19 protein-coding genes are annotated in these 20,849 nt (G+C 71.3%); 13 read left to right on the forward strand and 6 right to left on the reverse strand.

Annotation, left to right across the window (positions count from 1 at the left end; all coding sequences use genetic code 11):
* The first annotated feature begins 22 nt into the window (after positions 1 to 22).
* The 5 genes from KHA85_RS07965 to KHA85_RS07985 all read left to right on the forward strand — a co-directional run bounded on the left by KHA85_RS07965 (position 23) and on the right by KHA85_RS07985 (position 4,349).
* Entirely contained in the window at positions 23 to 217 is a 195-nt protein-coding gene (locus tag KHA85_RS07965) for a DUF3046 domain-containing protein (RefSeq protein ID WP_007627533.1), read from the forward strand.
* Positions 218 to 452: 235 nt separating this feature from the next.
* Positions 453 to 1,556, forward strand: a complete 1,104-nt coding sequence (gene recA / locus KHA85_RS07970; RefSeq protein ID WP_007627535.1) for a recombinase RecA — start codon at positions 453 to 455, stop codon at positions 1,554 to 1,556.
* On the forward strand, positions 1,556 to 2,182 hold the full coding sequence (locus KHA85_RS07975; protein WP_204649353.1) for a regulatory protein RecX: 627 nt from the start codon (positions 1,556 to 1,558) through the stop codon (positions 2,180 to 2,182). The genes recA and KHA85_RS07975 overlap by 1 nt, the downstream gene beginning before the upstream one ends.
* Before the next feature lie 26 nt (positions 2,183 to 2,208).
* Positions 2,209 to 3,777: a tRNA (N6-isopentenyl adenosine(37)-C2)-methylthiotransferase MiaB gene (gene miaB, locus KHA85_RS07980; protein ID WP_007627538.1), complete on the forward strand. Its 1,569-nt coding sequence runs from the start codon at positions 2,209 to 2,211 to the stop codon at positions 3,775 to 3,777.
* Positions 3,765 to 4,349, forward strand: coding sequence for an Rv2732c family membrane protein (locus tag KHA85_RS07985; protein ID WP_213185393.1), 585 nt, complete (start codon positions 3,765 to 3,767; stop codon positions 4,347 to 4,349). The genes miaB and KHA85_RS07985 overlap by 13 nt, the downstream gene beginning before the upstream one ends.
* A 72-nt stretch (positions 4,350 to 4,421) precedes the next feature.
* On the opposite strand, the gene KHA85_RS07990 is transcribed toward KHA85_RS07985, so the two are convergent.
* Positions 4,422 to 5,807 carry a DUF349 domain-containing protein gene (locus tag KHA85_RS07990; RefSeq protein WP_213185394.1) on the reverse strand — a complete coding sequence of 462 codons (1,386 nt, stop codon included), beginning with the start codon at positions 5,805 to 5,807 and terminating at the stop codon, positions 4,422 to 4,424.
* Positions 5,808 to 6,029: 222 nt separating this feature from the next.
* On the opposite strand from KHA85_RS07990, the gene KHA85_RS07995 reads away from it, so the two are divergent.
* Genes KHA85_RS07995 through KHA85_RS08005 form a run of 3 tightly spaced genes read left to right on the forward strand, consistent with a single transcriptional unit; the run spans position 6,030 to position 8,379 of the window.
* A complete protein-coding gene (locus KHA85_RS07995; RefSeq protein ID WP_213185395.1) occupies positions 6,030 to 6,686 on the forward strand; it encodes a class III extradiol ring-cleavage dioxygenase family protein in 657 nt (218 codons plus the stop codon).
* A complete protein-coding gene (gene miaA, locus KHA85_RS08000; protein ID WP_213185396.1) occupies positions 6,683 to 7,636 on the forward strand; it encodes a tRNA (adenosine(37)-N6)-dimethylallyltransferase MiaA in 954 nt (317 codons plus the stop codon). The genes KHA85_RS07995 and miaA overlap by 4 nt, the downstream gene beginning before the upstream one ends.
* Entirely contained in the window at positions 7,633 to 8,379 is a 747-nt protein-coding gene (locus KHA85_RS08005; RefSeq protein WP_213185397.1) for an IclR family transcriptional regulator, read from the forward strand. Before miaA ends, KHA85_RS08005 begins: the two co-directional genes overlap by 4 nt.
* A 115-nt stretch (positions 8,380 to 8,494) precedes the next feature.
* Here KHA85_RS08005 and KHA85_RS08010 read toward each other — a convergent pair whose 3' ends face one another.
* A complete protein-coding gene (locus KHA85_RS08010; RefSeq protein WP_213185398.1) occupies positions 8,495 to 10,675 on the reverse strand; it encodes a malate synthase G in 2,181 nt (726 codons plus the stop codon).
* Between the two features lie 118 nt (positions 10,676 to 10,793).
* Here KHA85_RS08010 and dapF point away from each other — a divergent pair, with 118 nt between their 5' ends.
* Together dapF and hflX are read left to right on the forward strand one after the other, a co-directional pair.
* Entirely contained in the window at positions 10,794 to 11,723 is a 930-nt protein-coding gene (dapF, locus tag KHA85_RS08015; RefSeq protein ID WP_213185399.1) for a diaminopimelate epimerase, read from the forward strand.
* A 14-nt stretch (positions 11,724 to 11,737) separates the two neighbouring features.
* Complete coding sequence (gene hflX / locus KHA85_RS08020; protein WP_213185400.1) at positions 11,738 to 13,189, forward strand: GTPase HflX; 1,452 nt, start codon at positions 11,738 to 11,740, stop codon at positions 13,187 to 13,189.
* Between the two features lie 74 nt (positions 13,190 to 13,263).
* Here the strand turns inward: hflX and lexA are convergent, their stop codons facing one another.
* A complete protein-coding gene (gene lexA, locus KHA85_RS08025) occupies positions 13,264 to 13,932 on the reverse strand; it encodes a transcriptional repressor LexA (RefSeq protein WP_043566147.1) in 669 nt (222 codons plus the stop codon).
* 228 nt (positions 13,933 to 14,160) lie between these two features.
* Between lexA and KHA85_RS08030 the strand changes: the two genes are divergently transcribed.
* Positions 14,161 to 14,610: a hypothetical protein gene (locus KHA85_RS08030; RefSeq protein ID WP_146193821.1), complete on the forward strand. Its 450-nt coding sequence runs from the start codon at positions 14,161 to 14,163 to the stop codon at positions 14,608 to 14,610.
* 111 nt (positions 14,611 to 14,721) lie between these two features.
* Positions 14,722 to 15,177 carry a transcriptional regulator NrdR gene (gene nrdR / locus KHA85_RS08035; RefSeq protein ID WP_007626979.1) on the forward strand — a complete coding sequence of 152 codons (456 nt, stop codon included), beginning with the start codon at positions 14,722 to 14,724 and terminating at the stop codon, positions 15,175 to 15,177.
* A 32-nt stretch (positions 15,178 to 15,209) separates the two neighbouring features.
* Here the strand turns inward: nrdR and hrpA are convergent, their stop codons facing one another.
* On the reverse strand, positions 15,210 to 19,124 hold the full coding sequence (gene hrpA / locus KHA85_RS08040) for an ATP-dependent RNA helicase HrpA (protein ID WP_213185401.1): 3,915 nt from the start codon (positions 19,122 to 19,124) through the stop codon (positions 15,210 to 15,212).
* 69 nt (positions 19,125 to 19,193) lie between these two features.
* Positions 19,194 to 19,382: a hypothetical protein gene (locus KHA85_RS08045; RefSeq protein WP_213185402.1), complete on the reverse strand. Its 189-nt coding sequence runs from the start codon at positions 19,380 to 19,382 to the stop codon at positions 19,194 to 19,196.
* 49 nt (positions 19,383 to 19,431) lie between these two features.
* Here KHA85_RS08045 and KHA85_RS08050 point away from each other — a divergent pair, with 49 nt between their 5' ends.
* Positions 19,432 to 20,193, forward strand: a complete 762-nt coding sequence (locus KHA85_RS08050; RefSeq protein WP_213185403.1) for a hypothetical protein — start codon at positions 19,432 to 19,434, stop codon at positions 20,191 to 20,193.
* On the opposite strand, the gene KHA85_RS08055 is transcribed toward KHA85_RS08050, so the two are convergent.
* On the reverse strand, positions 20,168 to 20,827 hold the full coding sequence (locus tag KHA85_RS08055; RefSeq protein ID WP_213185411.1) for a potassium channel family protein: 660 nt from the start codon (positions 20,825 to 20,827) through the stop codon (positions 20,168 to 20,170). The genes KHA85_RS08050 and KHA85_RS08055 overlap by 26 nt on opposite strands.
* Between the last annotated feature and the right edge of the window lie 22 nt (positions 20,828 to 20,849).

Below are 20,849 nucleotides of genomic sequence, written 5' to 3' on the forward strand. Positions count from 1 at the left end.
CGTCCGCAGGGGAGGGTGAGACGTGACGCTGACCGAGTTCCATGCACGCACGGTCGAGGCGTTCGGTGAGCTGCGTGCCGACCATCTGGTCCGCTCGCACCACCTGGCGGCGTGCGGCGGTCGGACCGCGCACGAGGCCATCGACGCGGGGGAGTCCGTCAAGCGGGTGTGGCTCGCGTTGTGCGACGAGTTCGAGGTGCCCGAGCACCTGCGCTAGGCGGGTCCGCCCGGCGTGTCCCTCGACCTCGAACACCCGTTCGGCTACGCTCAAGGGTATGTGATGGCGGGTCCACCGTCCACAGGGATCCACAGGGCGTGCCTCCTCCACAGGGGGAGGTCGCCGGATACGGCGCGAGGGGTTCGTGTCGTACCCGGCAGCTAACGTCCGCGAGTGAAGACCACACAGACCGATCGGCCGGAGGCCGGGGGTCGGACCGAGAACGGAGCATGAGATGGCAGGCAAGGCCAAGGCGGGCTCGAGCAAGCCCGGAGCCGCCCAGAACCGCGAGCAGGCGCTGGAGCTGGCTCTGGCGCAGATCGACAAGGCCTACGGCAAGGGCTCCGTCATGCGGCTGGGCGATGACACCCGGCCGCCGGTCCAGGTCATCCCGTCCGGCGCGCTGTCGCTCGACGTGGCGCTGGGCGTGGGCGGGTTCCCCCGGGGCCGCGTCGTGGAGATCTACGGCCCGGAGTCCTCGGGTAAGACCACGGTCGCGTTGCACGCCGTGGCCAACGCCCAGGCGGCCGGAGGCATCGCGGCGTTCATCGACGCGGAGCACGCGCTCGACCCGGAGTACGCCCGCAAGCTGGGTGTGGACACGGACAATCTCATCGTCTCCCAGCCCGACACCGGTGAGCAGGCGCTGGAGATCGCGGACATGCTGGTCAAGTCCGGCGCGATCGACATCCTCGTGATCGACTCCGTGGCGGCGCTGGTGCCGCGTGCGGAGATCGAGGGCGAGATGGGCGACAGCCACGTCGGCCTGCAGGCCCGGCTCATGAGCCAGGCGCTGCGCAAGATGACCGGCGCGCTGCACAACACCGGCACCACCGCGATCTTCATCAACCAGCTGCGCGAGAAGATCGGCGTGATGTTCGGTTCGCCGGAGACCACCACTGGCGGTAAGGCCCTCAAGTTCTACGCGTCCGTCCGCCTGGACGTCCGCCGCATCGAGACCCTCAAGGACGGCGCCGACGCGGTCGGTAACCGCACCAAGGTCAAGGTCGTCAAGAACAAGGTCGCACCGCCGTTCAAGATCGCCGAGTTCGACATCCTGTACGGCGAGGGCATCAGCCGCGAGGGCTCGCTCATCGACATGGGTGTGGACAACGGCTTCATCAAGAAGTCCGGCTCCTGGTTCACCTACGGTCAGGACCAGCTGGGCCAGGGTAAGGAGAACGCTCGCCGCTACCTCAAGGACAACCCGTCGGTGCGGGACGAGATCGAGCGGAAGATCCTCGACAAGCTCAACATCGGTGCGGGCGCGGAGATCGCGGAGATCGAGGCGGAGTCCGATGAGGACGCTCCGATCGACGTGGTGCCCGTCGACTTCTGATGCCGGGCCGCTCCACGCGGTCGGGCCGGTCCGGCGGGCCGGGCCCGGCCGGCGGGGGCATCGACGCGGACGGGTTGCGCGCCGCCATCGCCGCCGTGGAGTCGCGGCCCTCGAGCACCGCGGACCTTCCCCCCTTGGCACCGGAGGCGCACGAAGCCGCCACGTCCGCCCTGCGGCTGCTGCGACATCGGCCGCGCAGTGAGCACGAACTCCGTCAGCGGTTGATCGCCAAGGAGTTCGCGCCGCCGGCCGTCGACGAGGCGCTCGATCGCGTCCGTGCGTGGGGCCTGCTCGACGACGCCGAGTTCGCCGCCGAGTGGGTCCGCGGACGCCGGCGCCGCCGCGGCCGCTCGCGCGGGGCGCTCGAGCGGGAGCTGCGCGACAAGGGCGTGGCCGAGGGACACATCGCGAACGCGGTGGCCGATATCGACGAGTCCGACGAGCGTCGGCAGGCGACTGAACTCGTGCGCGCCCGGCTCGGCAGACGCCCGGCCGCCGCGCTCTCCGGGCCCGAGGCGCAGGGCGAGCGGCGGCGGCTCGTCGCATTCCTCGCCCGGCGGGGTTATCCCACGGGGTTGGCGATGTCCGTCGTGGACGCCGAATTGGCGGCCCACGCCTCGCCCTGAGTACCCTGGCCTGCGTGGATTCTCTCGTGACCGACCTGCATCCGGCGGCGGAGAACGCCCCCGCCGAGGGCGTGGACCGCCGCACCTACCAGGTGCGCACCTTCGGATGCCAGATGAACGTCCATGACTCCGAACGGCTCTCCGGGGTGCTCGACGCCGCCGGCTACGTGCCCTTCGAGGGCGACGCCGACCCGGCCACCGGCAGCCTGCCGGACCTCGTTGTGTTCAACACTTGCGCGGTCCGTGAGAACGCCGACAACCGGCTCTACGGCACCCTCGGCCATCTGCGGCCGTGGAAGGACGCCAACCCCCGACTACAGATCGCCGTCGGCGGATGCCTGGCGCAGAAGGACAAGGACGCCGTCGTCTCGCGGGCGCCGTGGGTCGATGTCGTGTTCGGCACCCACAACCTCGGGCACCTGCCGACCCTCCTCGACCGCTCCCGGCACAACGAGCGGGCCGAGGTGGAGATCGCCGACTCCCTGCAGCACTTCCCCTCGACCCTGCCGGCGACCCGTGACTCCGCCTACGCCGGCTGGGTCTCCGTCTCCGTCGGCTGCAACAACACCTGCACGTTCTGCATCGTGCCGTCCCTGCGCGGCAAGGAGGTGGACCGCCGCCCCGGCGAGGTCCTCGCGGAGATGCAGGCCCTCGCCGACGAGGGCGTACTCGAGGTGACGCTGCTCGGCCAGAACGTCAACGCCTACGGACGGTCGTTCCACGACCCCGACGAGCCGTCCGACAAGGGCGCGTTCGCCAAACTCCTCCGCGCGGCCGGCCGGATCGAGGGCATCGAGCGGATCCGCTTCACCTCGCCCCACCCCGCCGAGTTCACCGACGACGTCATCGAGGCCATGGCCTCCACCCCGACCGTCTGCCCGCAACTGCACATGCCGCTGCAGTCCGGCTCCGACCGCGTCCTGCGCGCCATGCGGCGCTCCTACCGCTCCGAGCGCTTCCTCGGCATCATCGACCGCGTCCGCGCGGCCATGCCGCACGCCGCCATCACGACCGACATCATCGTCGGCTTCCCCGGTGAGACCGAGGAGGACTTCCAGGCGACCCTCGACGTCGTCGAGAAGGCCCGGTTCTCCAGTGCCTTCACCTTCCAGTACTCGCCCCGCCCCGGCACCCCGGCGGCCACGATGGAGGACCAGATTCCCAAGGCCGTGGTCCAGGAGCGGTACGAACGGCTCATCGCCCTCCAGGAGCGGATCACCCTGGAGGAGAACCAGGCGCAGGTCGGGCGCGTCGTCGAACTGCTCGTCACCGCCGACGAGGGCCGCAAGGACGCCGCCACCGCCCGCATGACCGGCCGTGCCCGCGACGGTCGCCTCGTGCACTTCGCGCCCGTCGGAGAAGCCGCCGACCGGGTGCGCCCCGGCGACGTCGTCACCACCCGCGTCACCGCCGCCGCCCCGCACCACCTGCTCGCCGACGACGGTGTCCTCAGCTACCGCGCCACGCGCGCCGGGGACCGCCACGAGGAGGGCCGCAAGCCCGAGACGCCACCGATCGGCGTGGGGCTCGGGCTGCCCACCCTGCGCCGCGAGACCGCCCCCGCCGCCACCATCGAGAAGGGATGCCCCACGTGAGCACCGACGACGACCGACGCGACCCTATCGCAGGGATCATGGAGGTCACCCGCAACGCGGAATCGGAACTGCGCTCGAAGGACCGCATCCTCGGACGCACGCTCGTGATCGGCCGGGCCTACCTCGCCTCGGCCGTCCTGATCGTGCTGCTCGCCGCAGCGCTCGCGCTCCCGCACAGCGACGGCGTCCGCGGATTCGACGTCCTGTTCTTCACCGACGTGGCCCGCGAGCAGTACACGTCGCTACCGTCCCACCTGTTCGTCCTCCTGTACTCGGTGGGCACCATCGTCTTCGGCGCCGTGATGATCCTGACGCAGAAGTGGTGGGCCGCCGGCATCGCGTGGAGCACGGCCTGTGTGGCCGCCGTGTACGGCGTGCTGGCGATCTGGCTGCGCCAGTCCGGCCGCGGGCCCGACCCGGACTTCCAGGACTTCGGCGGGCCGGGCTTCGGCCTCTACCTCAGCGAACTGCTCGTGCTGGCGCTGGTCGCCACCCTCGCCGCGGTGCTGTGGTCGCGGACTCCCGAGCAGCGCCAGCTGGAAGAGGACGCGCGGCACGGCGACGGGGCCTGACCACACCCGCGTAGACGCCGGGAGCCCGGCCGGGGTCACCGGCCGGGCTCCCGGCGTCTGTTCGTGCCACCGTCAGCGGGTGTCGACCGCCTTCTCCGCGGCCTCGGCCCACTCACGCCACTGCGCGGCCTGCGCACGCGCACTCTCGGCGTCCCTGGCCTTGCCCGCGGCGTCCGCCTTGGCGGCCTGCTCCTCGAAGTCGCGGACCCGGTCCCAGAACTGGCCGGCACGCGCCTTGGCCTCCGGATCCGTGCGGCGCCACTCGGTGTCCGCCGCGTCCGCGACCGCCTTCTCCAGCGCACGGATACGACCCTCGAGGCGACCCATCTTGTCGCGCGGGACCTTGCCGATCTCCTCCCACCGGGCCTGCAGGTCCCGCAGCGCGGACCGGGCGGCGGCCAGATCGGCGGCCGGGTCGATCCGGCCCTCGAACTCGGCGAGCAGAGCCTCCTTGGCCTCGGCGTTCGCCTCGAACTCCGCGTCCCGCTCGGCGGCCGCCGCATGCCGCGCGTCGAAGAAGGAGTCCTGGGCGGCCTTGAACCGCTTCCACAGCGCGTCGTCCGCCTCTCGCGGCGCCCGGCCCGCGGCCTTCCACTCGTCCATCAGCTTGCGGAAGGCCGTCGCCGTGTCGTTCCAGTCGGTCGACCCGGACAGCGCCTCCGCGCGCTCGACGAGTTCCTCCTTGATCCGCTTCACCGACGCCCGGTTGCGATCCAGCTCCGCGAAGTGCGAGCCGCGCCGGCGGTTGAACGCCTCGCGTGCCTTGGAGAAGCGCTTCCACAGCGCGTCGTCCGTCTTGCGGTCGATCCCGCGGATCGTCTTCCACTCCTCGAGGATGTCCCGGAGACGGTCGCCCGCGGCCTTCCACTGGGTCGAGGACGCGCCGATCTCCTCGGCCTCGGACGCCAGGGCCTCCTTGCGGGCGATCGCGGCCGCACGCTGCTCGTCCTTGCGCTGACGGGCCGTCGCCTCGACCTCCGCGGACCGTTCGATCACCGCGGCCAGACGCGCCGCGAGCGAATCCAGATCGCCCACGGCCGCGGCGGTCGGGATCTGCTCCGCGAGCGCCTCGGCCGAGACGCGGGTCTTGCGCGCGTCCTGAGGGTGCGACTCCAACCGTGTCTCCAGCAGAGCCACCTCGGCCGCCAGATCGTCGAAGCGGAGCCCGAAGTGCGCCAGTCCCTCCTCGGGTGCGCCCGCCTGCCAGGAGCCCACCTGACGCTCGCCGTCACCGGTGCGCACGAACACCGCGCCCGTCTCGTCGACCCGACCCCACTGCGACGGGTCGGACCCGCGCGCGACCCGTGGGTCGGCCGCAGGGGTCGGCCGCGGAGCCACCTTCCGGGCCAGCGCCGCGGGCGACGGCCCGCCCGGCCGTGGCCCGGGCCGCGGACCCGGTGTCGGGGTGGCCCCGCCGTCGTTCGCTCCGCCCGTGGCGGTGGGTGACTGCTCGGTCATCTCGTCCTCGTTTCCCTCTGCCGCGTGTCACGGCACCGTCGCCGGGATCGCACCGGTCGTCGCCTCGCCGCCCCGGTTCGGACCGGCGCGGCACCCTCCTAGTGTGTACCAACCGCCGCGCGGGTGTCCGCCGTATCCCCGGCTACGCCCCACCGAGCCCACCCGACGTCACGGGGCAGCGTCCTGCGACGGTGTCGTAGGCGGTCAGTAGGGTCTCGAGGTGTGAACACGTCAGTCGTCCTCGTCCCCGGTGCACCCGCGCTCGTGCCCGAGCTCTCCGGGACCGCGGCCGCCGACTCCGCACACCAGGTGGAGGAGATGGTCCGCGTGCTCCGGCGTGCCGCGGAGGACGCGACCGCGGTCAGGGTCGTGGGCGCGGACAGCGGCGGACGCTCACTGGGCGACGTCCGCTCGACGCTCGCCCGGTGGGGGGCCGACGTGCCGGTCGGACGGCCCGGTGCCCCGCCCGCGCCGCACGAGGCGGTCCCCGATGCCGCGCTGATCGCGTGGTGGCTGCTGGACCGCGCGCAGATCGACCTGACCAGGGGCTTCACCGGCGTGACCGGGCCGTCGCCCACCACGCCGCAGGTCGGGGAGGACGACCTCGTCGTCGTCGTCGCCGACGGACCCGCCTCCCTCGCGCCGCGCGCCCCCGTCCCCGAGGACCCGCGCGGCGTCGACCTGGACGTTCGGCTCGGCCGATGGCTCCGAGACCCCGGCGAGCTTCCCGACCCCGGGGCGGCCGTCGCCGAGGAGATCGGGTGGTGGAGCCGTCCCGCGTGGCTCGTCCTCGCCGACCTCGTAGACGGGCGCGCCGCGCGCGAACGGCTGTCCTGGGCACCGTTCGGAGTCGGCTACCACTGCGGGTGGTGGTCATGACCGGCCCGGCCCCCGTCGCTGTGATCGGTCCCACGGGCACCGGCAAATCGGAGCTCGCGCTGGATCTGGCCGAGCGCCTCGGCGGCGAAGTCGTCAACTGCGACGCGATGCAGCAGTACCGCGGCATGGACATCGGCACCGCCAAGCTCAGGCCCGAGGAGCGTCGCGGCATCCCGCATCACCGACTCGACGTCCTCGATGTCACCGACACCGCGAGCGTCGCCGACTTCCGCGACGAGGCCGAGCGGGAGATCGCCGGGATCCGCGACCGGGGGCACGTGCCTATCCTGTGCGGTGGGTCGATGATGTACATCCAGGCGCTCGTGGACGGGTGGAGCATCCCCGACACCGATCCGGAGGTGCGTGCCCGCTACGAGCGGCGGCTGGAGGAGATCGGCGTCCGCGCCCTGCACGCCGAACTCGCGCGGGTCGACCCCGAGGCGGCGCGGACCATCCTGCCCACCGACCCACGGCGCACCGTCCGCGCACTGGAGGTCGTCGAGCTCACGGGGCGGCCGTTCTCCGCGTCCCGACCGACCATCGGCGAGCCGCGATTCGGCACCCGTCTGATCGGCCTGCGGTGCGCGCTGCCCGAGCTCGACGACCGGCTGGCCGCCCGGACCTCGACGATGTTCGCCGACGGGCTCGTCGAGGAGGTGCGGGGCCTCGTCGGAGTCGGGCTCCTCGAGGGCGTCACGGCCCGCCGGGCGATCGGCTACGCCCAGGTCCTCGACGAGATGGACGACGCCCTGCGGATAGACGACGACGGGCTGGCCCGTGCGGAGGAACGGACGGTCATCGGCACCCGCCGCTACGTCCGCCGTCAACGGTCGTGGTTCGGACGCGACCACCGGATCCGCTGGATAGACACCGACACCCGCGACCGGGCCGACGACGCCCCGCGCCCGCTGGACGAGGCGCTGCGGATCCTGGGGGAGGGGACCCGATGACCGCACCCGGCGCCGGGCGGTCCCGCGTCCAGTCCGTCGACCGCGCGTTCTCGCTGCTCGACGCCCTGTCCCGCCGCGGCGGGCGCGCCAGCCTCGGCGAACTGGTCGCCGACACCGGTCTTGCCGCCGCGACCGTCCACCGGCTCTGCGGCACCCTCGCCGAGAGCGGACACCTCCGCCGTGACGCCGGCCGCGGCTACCTCCTCGGCCCCCGCCTCCAACGGATCGGGGACGCGGCCGAGCGCGCGACCGTCTCGTGGGCGGAGCCCGTGCTGCGGGCCGTCGTCGAGGGCACCGGGGAGACCGCCAACCTCGCCGTCCGGGAGGGCGACGGTGTTGTCTACCTCGCCCAGGTGCCCTCGCCCCACTCGATGCGGATGTTCACGGAGGTGGGGCGGCGCGTCGAGGTCCACTGCACGGCGGTGGGCAAGGCCCTCGTGGCGGGCGATGACGACGCCGATATCCGCGCCATGCTGGAACGGGCCGGCATGCGCCGCTACACCGACTCGACCCTCGTCGAGGTCGGTGCGCTGATCGAGCAGATCCACGAGGTCCGACGCCGGGGCTTCGCCACCGACGAGTCCGAGCAGGAGGAAGGGGTGCGGTGCGTGGCCATCGCCGTGGGCACCGGCGACGCCGCGTTCGCGATCTCCGCCTCCGGGCCCGAGGCGCGGTTCACCCGCGACCGCAGGGACGCCGCCGTCGACGTCCTGAGGGCCGCGGTGGAGGGGCTCCTCGGCTGACCGACCGTGCGGCGTGGCGCCGTCCCGATACAGGAAATCCGCTACCCCCGGCCCGGATTCGCTACCTCTGCAGGGGTAGCGGATGCCGAGGGGGAGTAGCGGATTCCCGCAGGGGTCAGAGCCCGTTGGCGGCCTTGAACTCGCGGCGACGGCGGTGCAGGATCGGCTCGGTGTAGCCCGACGGCTGCGTGGTGCCCTCGAGAATCAGCTCGCGGGCCGCCTGCCAAGCGATCGAGGACTCGACGTCCGGCGCCATGTTCCGGTAGGCGTCGTCGCCCGCGTTCTGCTTGTCGACGACCTCGGCCATACGGCGCAGCGAATCCTCCACGAACTCGGCCGTGACGATGCCGTGGCGGATCCAGTTGGCCAACAGCTGCGAGGAGATCCGCAGGGTGGCTCGGTCCTCCATGAGGTTCACGTCGTGGATGTCCGGCACCTTCGAGACGCCGATACCCTGCTCGACCCAGCGGACGACGTAACCCAGGATGGTCTGGCAGGAGTTGTCGACCTCCTCCTTCTTCTCCTCGTCCGACCAGTCGGTGTTCGGGGCGAGCGGCACCGTGAGGATGTCGTCGACGCTCGCGCGACGACCGCCGGCGAGGAGCTCCTCCTGGCGGGCCAGGACGTCGACGCGGTGGTAGTGGGTCGCGTGGAGGGTCGCACCGGTCGGCGACGGGACCCAGGCGGTGTTGGCGCCGGCCTGCGGCTGGCCGATCTTCTCGGCGAGCATCTCCGCCATGAGGTCGGTCTTCGCCCACATGCCCTTGCCGATCTGCGCGCGGCCCCGCAGACCACACGCCAGGCCGGTGTCGACGTTGAAGTCCTCGTAGGCGTTCATCCAGCGCGCGGACTTCATCTCGCCCTTGCGGATCATCGGCCCGGCTTCCATGGAGGTGTGGATCTCGTCGCCGGTGCGGTCGAGGAACCCGGTGTTGATGAACACGACACGCTCCGTCGCCTCCGCGATGCAGGCGGCGAGATTCACCGACGTGCGGCGCTCCTCGTCCATGATGCCGACCTTGAGAGTGTTGGTCGGCAGGCCGAGGAGCTTCTCGACGCGGCCGAACAGCTCGGTGGTGAACGCGACCTCGTCGGGCCCGTGCTGCTTGGGCTTGACGATGTAGATCGACCCGCTGCGGCTGTTGCCGCGCTCGTTGCCCTCCGCGATCCCGTGCATGCCCGCCAGCGCGGTGATCAGCGCGTCGAGGATCCCCTCGGGGAGCTCGTTGCCCTCGGCGTCCAGGACCGCGGGGTTCGTCATGAGATGGCCGACGTTGCGGACGAACAGCATCGAGCGCCCGTGGAGGCGGACCTCCCCGGAGCCGTCCGGAGAGGTGTAGACGCGGTCGTCGTTGAGGACGCGGGTGAACGTCTTGCCGCCCTTGCTGATCTCCTCGGAGAGGTCACCCTTCATCAGGCCGAGCCAGTTGCGGTAGCCGAGCGTCTTGTCCTCGGCGTCGACAGCGGCGACGGAGTCCTCGAAGTCCATGATCGTCGTGACGGCGGACTCGAGGACCACGTCCTTGACGCCGGCCGCGTCCGTCGAGCCGATGGGGGAGTCCGGGTCGATCTGGATGTCGATGTGCAGGCCGTTGTTGCGCAGCAGCACCGAGGAGGGGCTGGCGGTGTCCCCGAGGTAGCCCACGAACTTCTCCGGGTCGGCCAGCCCGGTGGTCGCGCCGTCCGCGAGCGTGACCTGCAGCGCGCCGTCCACGACCGCGTACCCGGTGGTCCCCACGTGGCTGCCGGAGGCCAACGGCGCCGCGTCGTCGAGGAACTCACGTGCCCACTCGATCACCTTGTCGCCACGGACCTTGTTGTAGGAGTCGCCCTGTTCGGCGCCGTCGGTCTCGGGGATGGCGTCGGTGCCGTAGAGGGCGTCATAGAGCGAACCCCAGCGGGCGTTGCCGGCGTTGATGGCGAACCGCGCGTTGGTGACCGGCACCACCAGCTGCGGACCGGCGACGGTCGCGATTTCCGCGTCGACGTTCTCCGTGGTGACCGAGACCGACTCGGGCTCGGGCACGAGGTAGCCGATCTCCCGGAGGAACTCCTTGTACGCCGCCTGGTCGATCGGCGCCGGGTTCTCGTGGTGCCACGCGTCGATCTTCGACTGCAGCTCGTCCCGCACCGCGAGCAGCTCGCGGTTCCGGGGGGCGAGGTCGGCGAAGATCTCGGAGGCACCGGCCCAGAACGCGTCGGGGTCGACCCCGGTGCCCGGGATCGCCTGGGTGTTGACGAAGTCGTAGAGGACCTCGTCGACCTGGATACCGCCGACGGTGATGCGTTCGGACATCGATGCTCTCCTCAGGTAGGGGATCGTTCTCCCGACCGACTCTAATGTCCTCGTCGTGGCGCTTCATCCGCTATTTCCGCAGTGCGGAATGCCGGTCGGCCGCGAGTACGATCACGACATGACTCCGGACCACACGCTGACGGCCACCGACGGCATCGCCTTCCTCAAGGGCCACGGCACACTCAACGATTTCGTGATCCTGCCCGATGACCACGCCGAGCTCGACCTCGATGAGACGCTGGTCCGCGCGCTCTGCGATCGACGCGGCGGGATCGGTGCCGACGGGGTCCTCCGTATCGCCACCGCCGGTACCCTCGTTGATCGCGGGGTCCTTCCCGGGCTACCGGACGGGGTCGACCCGGCGGACTGGTTCATGGACTACCGCAACGCGGACGGTTCGATCGCCGAGATGTGCGGCAACGGAGTCCGGGTGTTCGCCCACGCTCTGGTGGCCACGCACCGGGCCGACATCGGAACGATCGCCATCGGCACGCGTTCGGGGCCGCGGCCCGCGACGATCGTGTCCCACTCCGGCGACGACGCCACGGTCCGGGTCGACATGGGCGAGCCGCGACTGCTCGGACTCTCCTCGGCAGAACTCGGCGGCCGCACCTTCGCGGGCGTGGCCGTCGACATGGGTAACCCCCACCTGGCCTGCGTCGTGCCCGGGCTGGACGCCGCGGCTCTGGCCGCCCTGCCGGTCGCCGACCCCCCGACCTTCGATCGCGACTTCTTCCCACACGGTGTCAACGTGGAGATCGCCACGCCCCTGACCAGGGGCCGGGTGACCATGCGCGTGCACGAACGGGGAGCGGGGGAGACGATGTCATGCGGGACCGGCATCGTGGCGACGGCGGTCGCCGCACTGGCCGACGCCGGACGTGGCAGCGGAGACGTCGTCGTGGCGGTACCGGGCGGGGAGGTCGAGGTCCACCTGGCCGACGGCGGTTCGACTCTCACCGGTCCGTCCGCGCTCGTCGCCAGCGGCCGGTTCCACGGCGGTGCGTATCACACGCCCGCATACGCGACACACGCGGGCCCGATGTGAGATGATGCTGGGGAATGACTATTGATCACACGGCCGTTGAGCGGCCGACACGCGACCTCGATCCATCCATCGGCGAACTGCAGCTCGAGGAGAGATCCTCGCTGCGCCGGGTGGCGGGTCTGTCAACCGAACTCCAGGACGTCAACGACGCCGAGTACCGCCAGCTCCGACTGGAGCGGGTCGTACTGGTCGGCGTGTGGACCGAGGGGTCCGCAGCCCAGGCGGACGCCGCGATGGCGGAGCTCGCCCAGCTCGCCGAGACGGCGGGCTCCGAGGTCTGCGACGCTCTCATTCAGCGCCGCGACAAGCCGGACGCGGCGACCTTCATCGGTTCGGGAAAGGTGAGCGTTCTCAAGGACGTCATCGCCGCGACGGGTGCCGACACCGTCATCTGCGACGGTGAGCTCACCCCGGGTCAGCTCCTGGCGCTGGAGAAGGCGGTCAACGTCAAGGTCATCGACCGGACGGCGCTGATCCTCGACATCTTCGCCCAGCACGCGACCAGTCGCGAGGGCAAGGCGCAGGTCTCGCTGGCGCAGATGGAATACATGCTCCCTCGTCTCCGCGGGTGGGGTGAGTCGCTCTCCCGCCAGGCGGGTGGCCGGGCCGGCAGCAACGGTGGCGTCGGCCTCCGTGGCCCCGGTGAGACGAAGATCGAGACGGACAGGCGCCGCATCCGCGAGCGGATGGCGAAGCTGCGTCGCGAGATCAAGGGCATGAAGCAGTCCCGCGACACCAAGCGCTACCGCAGGCGTGCCACGCCCGTTCCGTCGATCGCTATCGCCGGATACACCAACGCCGGCAAGTCGAGCCTGCTGAACCGGATCACCGACGCCGGCGTCCTCGTACAGAACGCGCTGTTCGCCACTCTCGATCCCACCACCCGCCGCGCCGACCTCCCCGACGGGCGATCGGTCGTGTTCACCGACACGGTCGGCTTCGTCCGGCATCTGCCCACGCAGTTGGTCGAGGCGTTCCGGTCCACGCTGGAGGAGGTGGTCGACTCCGAGCTGCTACTCCACGTCGTGGACGGTTCGGACGCGTTCCCCCTTCGTCAGATCGAGGCGGTCCGAAAGGTGATCAACGAGGTGGTGGAGGAGCAGAACGCCGAGCGCCCCCGCGAGTTGGTGGTCATCAACAAGATCGACGCGGCCGACCCGGTGGTGCTCACCGAGCTGCACCACGCCCTGCCGGACGCGGTATTCGTCTCGGCGGCCACGGGGCAGGGTGTCGACGAGCTGCTCGAACGGATCATGCAGATCGTGGCCTCCGGTGACATGGAGATGACTCTAGAGGTCCCGTACACGCGGGGTGACGTGGTCGCACGGGTCCACACCGAGGGTGCGGTCGTCGGGGAGGAGCACACCGACCGTGGCACTCGCCTGGTCGTGCGGCTGCCCGCCTCGGTGGCCGGTGAGCTCGGCGAATTCGTCTCGGACAGCAGTACGCGCGACGGGGCCGCCTGACCGGCCCCTGCGACGACGACGCCGCCTGACCCGATCGATCCCGGGCAGGCGGCGTCCTCGTCTCAGTGCGGTGCTCAGAGCTTGCGGAACACCGTGACGACCTTGCCCAGGATTGTGGCGTGCTCGCCCGGGATGGGACTGAAGGACGGGTTGTGGGGCAGGAGCCAGACCCCCGTGGAGTCCTTGCGGAAGGTCTTCACGGTCGCCTCACCGTCGATCATCGCGGCGACGATATCGCCGTTGTCCGCTACGTTCTGCCGCCGCACCACGACGTAGTCACCGTCGCAGATCGCCGCGTCGATCATCGACTCACCGACCACCCTGAGCATGAACAGGTCCCCGGACCCGACGAGGTCGGTCGGGAGGGGGAAGACCTCCTCCACGGCCTGCTCGGCCAGGATGGGGCCACCCGCAGCAATCCGGCCGAGGACCGGGACGTAGACGGGCTCGACCGCTCCGCTCGGACGACGGACCTCGCTGGTCGGCGACCGGCGACCCCGGGCCTTCTGCCCGGGCACCCCGTGGACGTCGACAGCCCGCGGCTTGTGCGGATCCCGGGTCAGGAACCCCTTCTTCTCCAGGGTCCGCAGCTGATGCGCTACCGACGACGTCGATTGCAGGCCCACCGCGTCCCCGATCTCGCGGATGCTCGGCGGATAGCCGCGCTCCTTGACCGTGTCGTGGATGTGCAGCAGCACGCTCTTCTGTCGGTCTGTCAGTGAGTCGAAGTCGGGCTTCGGCATCTCGGGTCCCTTCGGCGAATGGATGTTCGACGTCGTCATCTGTGTACACCCTATCGCCCCTCAGCGGGGAGCGCCACACACACGTTCGAAGTTTTTCGTCGCGGAATGGTGACCTTGTCGGAGTCGCGTGATACAACTCTAGGCGTATCGGGATTCGAACAGACGTACACAGAAATCCATACGGTTGTGCGAATCCGCTTCGCACATCTTATCGAGCAGGGAGTGGACATGACCATTCTGGAGATGCACTCGCACACCGACTCCACCGCGCGCTGGACGGAGATCTGCGCGGCAGAACACCGCGCTCCCGCACCGAGCGCGGACGGTGTCCGCCGGGATCCCGACCGGTCCGGTGAGCGTCAGGCCCGTGGGCGTACCGGGACCCGACCCGGCGCGCGGCCGGTGGGCCGTCGCGACTCCGCCTCGCCCAACCGCGGCGCCTCCGCCGACCGGGTCGCGACCCTCGCACCGGCGCCCTCCCGCACACCGGCTCCGCGGCGGATCGTCCAGGCCCGCCCGGTGGCGTCCGACAGTGTGCGCGCCTGCCGCGTCGAGTCGTCGGCTCCGACCCGTGTCGTCGATGACGTGCCCGCCTGGGCACTCTTGGCCTGCGGCATCGCCTTCGGGATACTCATGCTCCTGGCCGTGGCGTTCCTCGGCGGGCCCGCCTACGCGTGACCGGCGCACCTGCCTCCTAGAATGAGTCGGGGACGGTGGTCAATCGTCCCCGCGTCCCGTGGTCCACGTCCCGGGAGGCGTGAAGTCCGGTCGACGAAGGGCCACACGGGAATGTACTGCCCTACATGCCACAACGAGGACTCCCGGGTGATCGACTCACGATCGGTCGACGAGGGTCAGGCCATCCGGCGCCGCCGGGAGTGCCCGGAGTGCGGGCACCGGTTCACGACGCTCGAGACGCCACTGCTGACGGTCCTCAAACGCAACGGTGTCACCGAGGCCTTCAGTCGCGACAAGGTGGTCCGGGGAGTTCGCCGCGCCTGCCAAGGCCGGTCCATTGATGAGGACGCCCTGCGGCGCCTCGCCCAGCAGGTCGAGGACACAGTCCGCGCACGTGGCGCGTCCGAGGTGCCCGCCCACGAGATCGGTCTCGCGATCCTCGGCCCCCTCCAGGACCTCGACGAGGTGGGCTACCTACGCTTCGCCTCCGTTTACAAGCAGTTCAGCTCGGCCGACGATTTCGAACGCGAGATCATCGCACTCAGAGACCGCCGCGCGAGCCGCTGAGCCGCCGCGCGAACGTCTGACCCGCCGGGCGCTCAACGCCGGGCGCGGGGAGCGAGCGCGTTCGCGACCGCCTTGTCGATGCGCTCGGCCGAGACCGGACGGGCCGTTCCGAGAGACTGGGCGAACAGCCCCACCCTGTACTCGGCCAGCAACCACCGCAGCTCGCGCGACGAGCGCGCGCCGCCGGGCCGACGACGCAGAGCCGCGCACGCCTCCTCGACGCTTGCCTCCGACCGCGCCAACCGGGCTGTCAGCTCCCGATGCCGCGCGGGGGACTTCTCCGCCAGGTCGAGTCGCACACCGACCGCCTTCACGTGCCGCTCCAGGTGCGGCAGCACGTCGACCGGATGACGCGCCAGGAAACCCTTACCCACGAGGAACTCCAGTGATGGGACGACCGCCTCGGCGACCTCGGCAGGGGCCTCCGCCACACGCACGGACACCTCCTGCGCCGCCACCAACGCCGGCACGACCGTCGAGATCGCCGACGCCACAGCCCCCGGCACCTCCGCCCTGGCGGCGTCCCGCAGCTCGGTGAACTCCGCCACCGTCAGCACCGGCACACCCTTTCGTCGGGCGATGATACTGCCGCACGCCGCCAGGGCGGCGTCCGAGACCAGTGCCTCGACGCCCCCGTGCGGGTACTGGGTCAGGGCCAGTCGCTGCTCGACCGGGCGGCCTCGCAGGATCGAGGAGGCGGAGACGAGGTCGGACGATATGAGCGTGAGCACGGCCGACGCCTGCCTGGTCCGGCGTTCCTCCTCCGTCGCGCACGCGACCCGGTGGATGCCGTCCGCGTCGACGCGCAGGGCGGGGTAGACCGTCACCTCCACACCGTCCACCGTGCCGGTGACCGACGGGGCGAGATCTCCGATGGTGTCGGCACTCCACTGGCGGAACGGCCCGTCGTCGGGCACGAGCCGGGTGTTGAGGGTGTCGCGCACCTTGTCCTGCAAACGCGTCCGCAGCGCCGCCAAATCCGTTCCGGACGCGACGACCTTCTCGCCGTCGACCACCTCGAACCGCACCCGCAGATGATCGGGGAGCTGCGTGGGGTCGAACTCCCGCGGGTCGACCGTCGTCCCGATCCGCGCGGACAGCGCCTGTGCCAGGGCCACCGGCAGAGGAGCGGAGCGCGGGGTGACGTCCCGGGCGAGCAGGGCGGCGTATTCCGCGGGCGGCGAGCAGAGCCGCCGGAGGTACTTGGGAAGGGTACGCAGCATCTCCGTGTAGAGCTCTTCGCGGAGACCGGGGACCAGCCACTCGAAACCGGCGGTGGTCACCGAGGACAGCTGGGGTAGCGGGATGCGGACGGTGATGCCGTCGGCGTCGACGCCCGGATCGAACTCGTAGCGCAACTCGAATCGGCGGTCGCCCTGCTGCCAGAACGGCGGGAAGTCGCCGGCGTCGGGGGCGGCCTCCGAGGTGCGGATGTCGGCGGGGGTCAGCCGGATCGAGTCCGGATCGCGGTGGCCGCGCTTCTTCCACCACGACTCGAGGTGACGGCCGGAGGTGATGTCGCCGGGGAGCCGCTCGAGGTAGAACGCCACCAGGGCCTCGTCGTCGATCACCAGGTCACGGCGACGGCTGCGGGTCTCCAGCTCCCTCGCCTGCGCCACGGCCTCGGCGTTCTCACGGATGACCGGCACGCGCGTGTCGAGGCGGCCCTCGACGATCCCGTGGCGGACGAGCATCTCCCGCGCCAGGGGAGCGTCCACCCGGGACAGCAGCACGCGGCGTGCCTCCACGACCGTCAGCCCCAGCAGGAGCACCTTCTCGTAGGCCATGGCGGCGCCGCGGGCGTCCGACCAGTGCGGCTCGGAGTACTGCGTGCGGGTGAGGTGGCCGCCGAGCTGCTCGATCCACGCTGGGTCGATGCGCGCCACGTCGCGGGCCCACAGCCGTGAGGTCTCCACGAGCTCGGACGCCATGACCCACCGCGGTGGCTTACGGGCCAGGTCCGAGCCGGGGAAGATCTGGAAGCGGATGCCGCGCGTGCCCCGGAACTCGCGGGCGTCCTCCTCGCGCATGCCGACGTTGGTGAGCAGGCCCGTGAGGATCGCCTTGTGCAGGTCGTCCTCGGAGGCCTGGCCCGACGGCGGGTGCCAGCCGCGTTCGCGACACATGCTCCGCAGCTGGGCGTTGAGGTCCTGCCACTCGCGGATGCGCAGCCAGTGCAGGTACTCCGCCTTGCACATCTTGCGGAACGCACTGCCGGAGAGCTCGCGGCGCTGCTCGGTGATGTAGCGCCAGAGGTTGAGGTATCCTAGGAAGTCGGAGGTCTTGTCGGTGAAGCGCCGGTGGAACTGGTCGGCCTTGTCCCGCTCCTCCGCGGGCCGCTCCCGGACGTCCTGCACGGTGAGGGCGGCGACCACCACGAGCACGTCCCCCAGCGCCCCGTTGCGGTGGCCCTCCACGACCATCCGGGCCAGTCGTGGGTCGAGGGGGAGCGCGGCCATGTCGCGGCCCACCTCGGTCAGGCGCGGGCGCTCGTCGTCGTCGACCGTCAACGCCCCCAGCTCGGTGAGCAGGGTCATGCCGTCGCGGACCGCCTTGCGGTCCGGCGGCTCGACGAAGGGGAAGTCGTCGACGGGACCGAGGTCGAGATCCGCCATCGACAGGATCACCGAGGCGAGGTTGGTGCGCAGGATCTCGGGGTCGGTGAACTCCGGTCGTGCCTCGAAGTCCTCCTCCGAGTACAGGCGGATGCAGATGCCGTCGGCCACGCGACCGCATCGCCCGGCCCGCTGCGCGGCGGAGGCCTGCGAGACCGGCTCGATCGGCAGCCGCTGGACCTTGGTGCGGGTGGAGTACCGCGAGATGCGCGCCAGGCCGGTGTCCACCACGTAGCGGATGCCGGGGACGGTCACCGACGTCTCGGCGATGTTGGTCGACAGCACCACGCGCCGGGTGGAGTGGGCGCGGAAGGCGCGCTGCTGTTCGGCGGCGGTGAGGCGGGCGAACAGCGGGAAGATCTCGGTGCGCGGGAACTTCCGACCGCGCAGCACCTCCTCCGCGTCGCGGATCTCGCGCTCGCCGGACAGGAACACCAGGACGTCGCCGTCGTCCTCGCGCAGCAGTTCGGCCACGGCGTCGGCGAGCGCGTCGAGGGGGTCCAGGTCGATCACCCGGTCCCCGTGCTCGACCTGGAGCGGTCGGTACCGGATCTCCACGGGGTAGGTGCGTCCGGAGACCTCGATGACCGGGGCGGGGCGACCGTCGGGTCCCGCGAAGTGCCGGGCGAACCGTTCGGGGTCGATGGTCGCGGAGGTGATGACGAGCTTGAGGTCCGGGCGCCTCGGGAGGATCTGCTTGAGGTAACCCAGGAGGAAGTCGATGTTGAGGCTGCGTTCGTGGGCCTCGTCGATGATGATCGTGTCGTAGGCGCGGAGCAGCCGGTCGCGGCGGATCTCCGCGAGCAGGACGCCGTCGGTCATGAGCTTGACCGAGGTGTCGGGTCCGGTGCGGTCGTCGAAGCGCACGGCGGAGCCGACGGGGCCGCCGATCTCCACGCCGAGTTCGTCCGCGATCCTCTCGGCCACGGACCGGGCGGCGAGGCGCCGCGGTTGGGTGTGGCCGATCATCCCGCGCACGCCGCGCCCGAGTTCGAGGCAGATCTTGGGGATCTGGGTGGTCTTGCCCGAGCCGGTCTCACCGGCGATCACGACCACCTGGTTCTCGCGGATGGCCTCCGCGATCTCGTCCTTCCGCGCGCTGACGGGGAGCTGTTCGGGGTACTCGGGGGCGGGGATCGCCTCGGCGCGCCGCCGGACGCGCTCGGCGGCCTCGTCGACGCGGCGGGTGAGGTCGTCGAGCTGGTCGGCGCGGGCCCGGCGGATCCGGGAGCGGAGCCGGTGCGCGTCGAGAGTGCCGACCTCGTCGAGCCGGACGAGCAGATCGTGGCGGGCCCGGCGGAGCTCGGGTGGGGCTGAGGTGGACGAGGGCATGGTGCCCGCCAGGATATCGGCACACGGGCCGCGTCGGCCGGACGGCGTCGGCAGTCGTCGGCGGCGTCGTCAGCCGCCGGGGGCGTCGCGCCGGGCCTGGATACGCGTGTAGCGCTCGTGGAGTCGTTCGCGGATCTCGTCCGGCTCATAGGAGCGGCGGCGTCGTTCGGACCGGGCGGCGAGGATCCCGGAGGCGGCGACACCCGCCAGTCCGGCCGCACCGATCATCTTGAGCCACTGTCGTCCCCGGGGAGCCATGTGGTCGAGCCTAGGCCGACCGGCCCGGCCGCCCTGGCAGGATCGCCCCATGGACATCGACACCGTGCCCCTGGCCGCGGCGGCCGACCGTACACGCACCGGGGACCTGTGGCTGTTCCGCGGCCGGACGACGGCGGACCGGCTCATCCAGACGCTGACCAACGCGCCGGTCAACCACGTGGGGGTCGCGGTGGTGCTCGAGGACATGCCGCCCCTGATGTGGCACGCGGAGATGGGCAGGGCGCTGCCGGACGTGTGGACGGGCCGCCGCCAGCGGGGGGTGCAGTTGCACGACCTCGAGGCCGCGGTGCGTCAGTGGACGGGCCCGTACGGGCAGCGGGCGTGGTTCCGGCAGATCTCGCCGGAGGTCGGCACGGTGCAGGAGGAGGCGCTGTTGGAGATGATCGCGCGCCTGGACGGCGTGTCGTTCCCGTCGGCGGGGCGCCTCACCGCGCGGTGGGCGCGGGGACGCTGGGCGTCGCGGGGCCGACGGTCGTCGGGCGGGGTCGCGACCGGGAGGCCGCGCGTGGTGTCGGGGGACGACGACGAGGTGGGCGGCGGCCGGCTCCGGGGCCTGGTCCCGCGGCGCGGGCGGGTCTCGCCCGGTCCCGCGATGCGCATGGAGGCGGCATACTGCGCGGAGGTCGTGGGCCTGACCCTGGAGGCGATGGGCGTGCTCCGGCCCGCCGGCGACGCCAGTTGGTACGACCCGGGGAGGTTCTGGAGCGGGGACGACCTGCCCCTCGCGCCGGGCTGGGACTACGGACGGGAGATCGCCGTGACGGTCAACCCCCCAGGATCGCCTCGCTGACGTCGGCCTCGACCGCCTCGGGGGCCACCACGAGCAGTTCGTCACCGGGCTCGAACGGCACGTCGGGTTCGGGGACGATCACCCGCCCGCCGCGCAGGATCGCCACGAGGGCGGCGTCGCGAGGTATCCGCACTCGGGACACGGGGCGTCCGGCCAGCGGGGTCTGCGGGGGCAGCGTCACGCTGACGAGGTTCGCGCCGCCGCGACGCAGCGTCATGAGCCGGACGACGTCGCCGACGGACACCGCCTCCTCGACGACCGAGACGATCAGTCGGGGGGTGGAGACCGCCACGTCGACCCCCCAGCGGTCGTCGAAGAGCCACTCGTTGCGGGGGTCGTTGACCCGGGCCACGACGCGGGCGACGGCGAACTCGGTCTTGGCGAGCAGGCTCACCACCAGATTGGCCTTGTCGTCCCCGGTCGCGGCGACGACGACGTCGGCCTCCTCGATGCGGAGCCGCTCGAGGACGCTGAGCTCGCACGCGTCCCCGACCTGCTGGTCGGCGTCCTCGAGCGGGTCGGCGGAGAACACGCTGGAACGCTTGTCGATCAGGGTCACCGTGTGGCCGCCCGCGAGCAACTCCCGCGCGATGGACCGTCCGACGACCCCGGCACCGGCCACGACGACCCGCATCGAACTGGTCCGGAACGCCCGG

This window comes from Dietzia massiliensis (assembly GCF_018390595.1).
Lineage (GTDB): Bacteria > Actinomycetota > Actinomycetes > Mycobacteriales > Mycobacteriaceae > Dietzia > Dietzia massiliensis.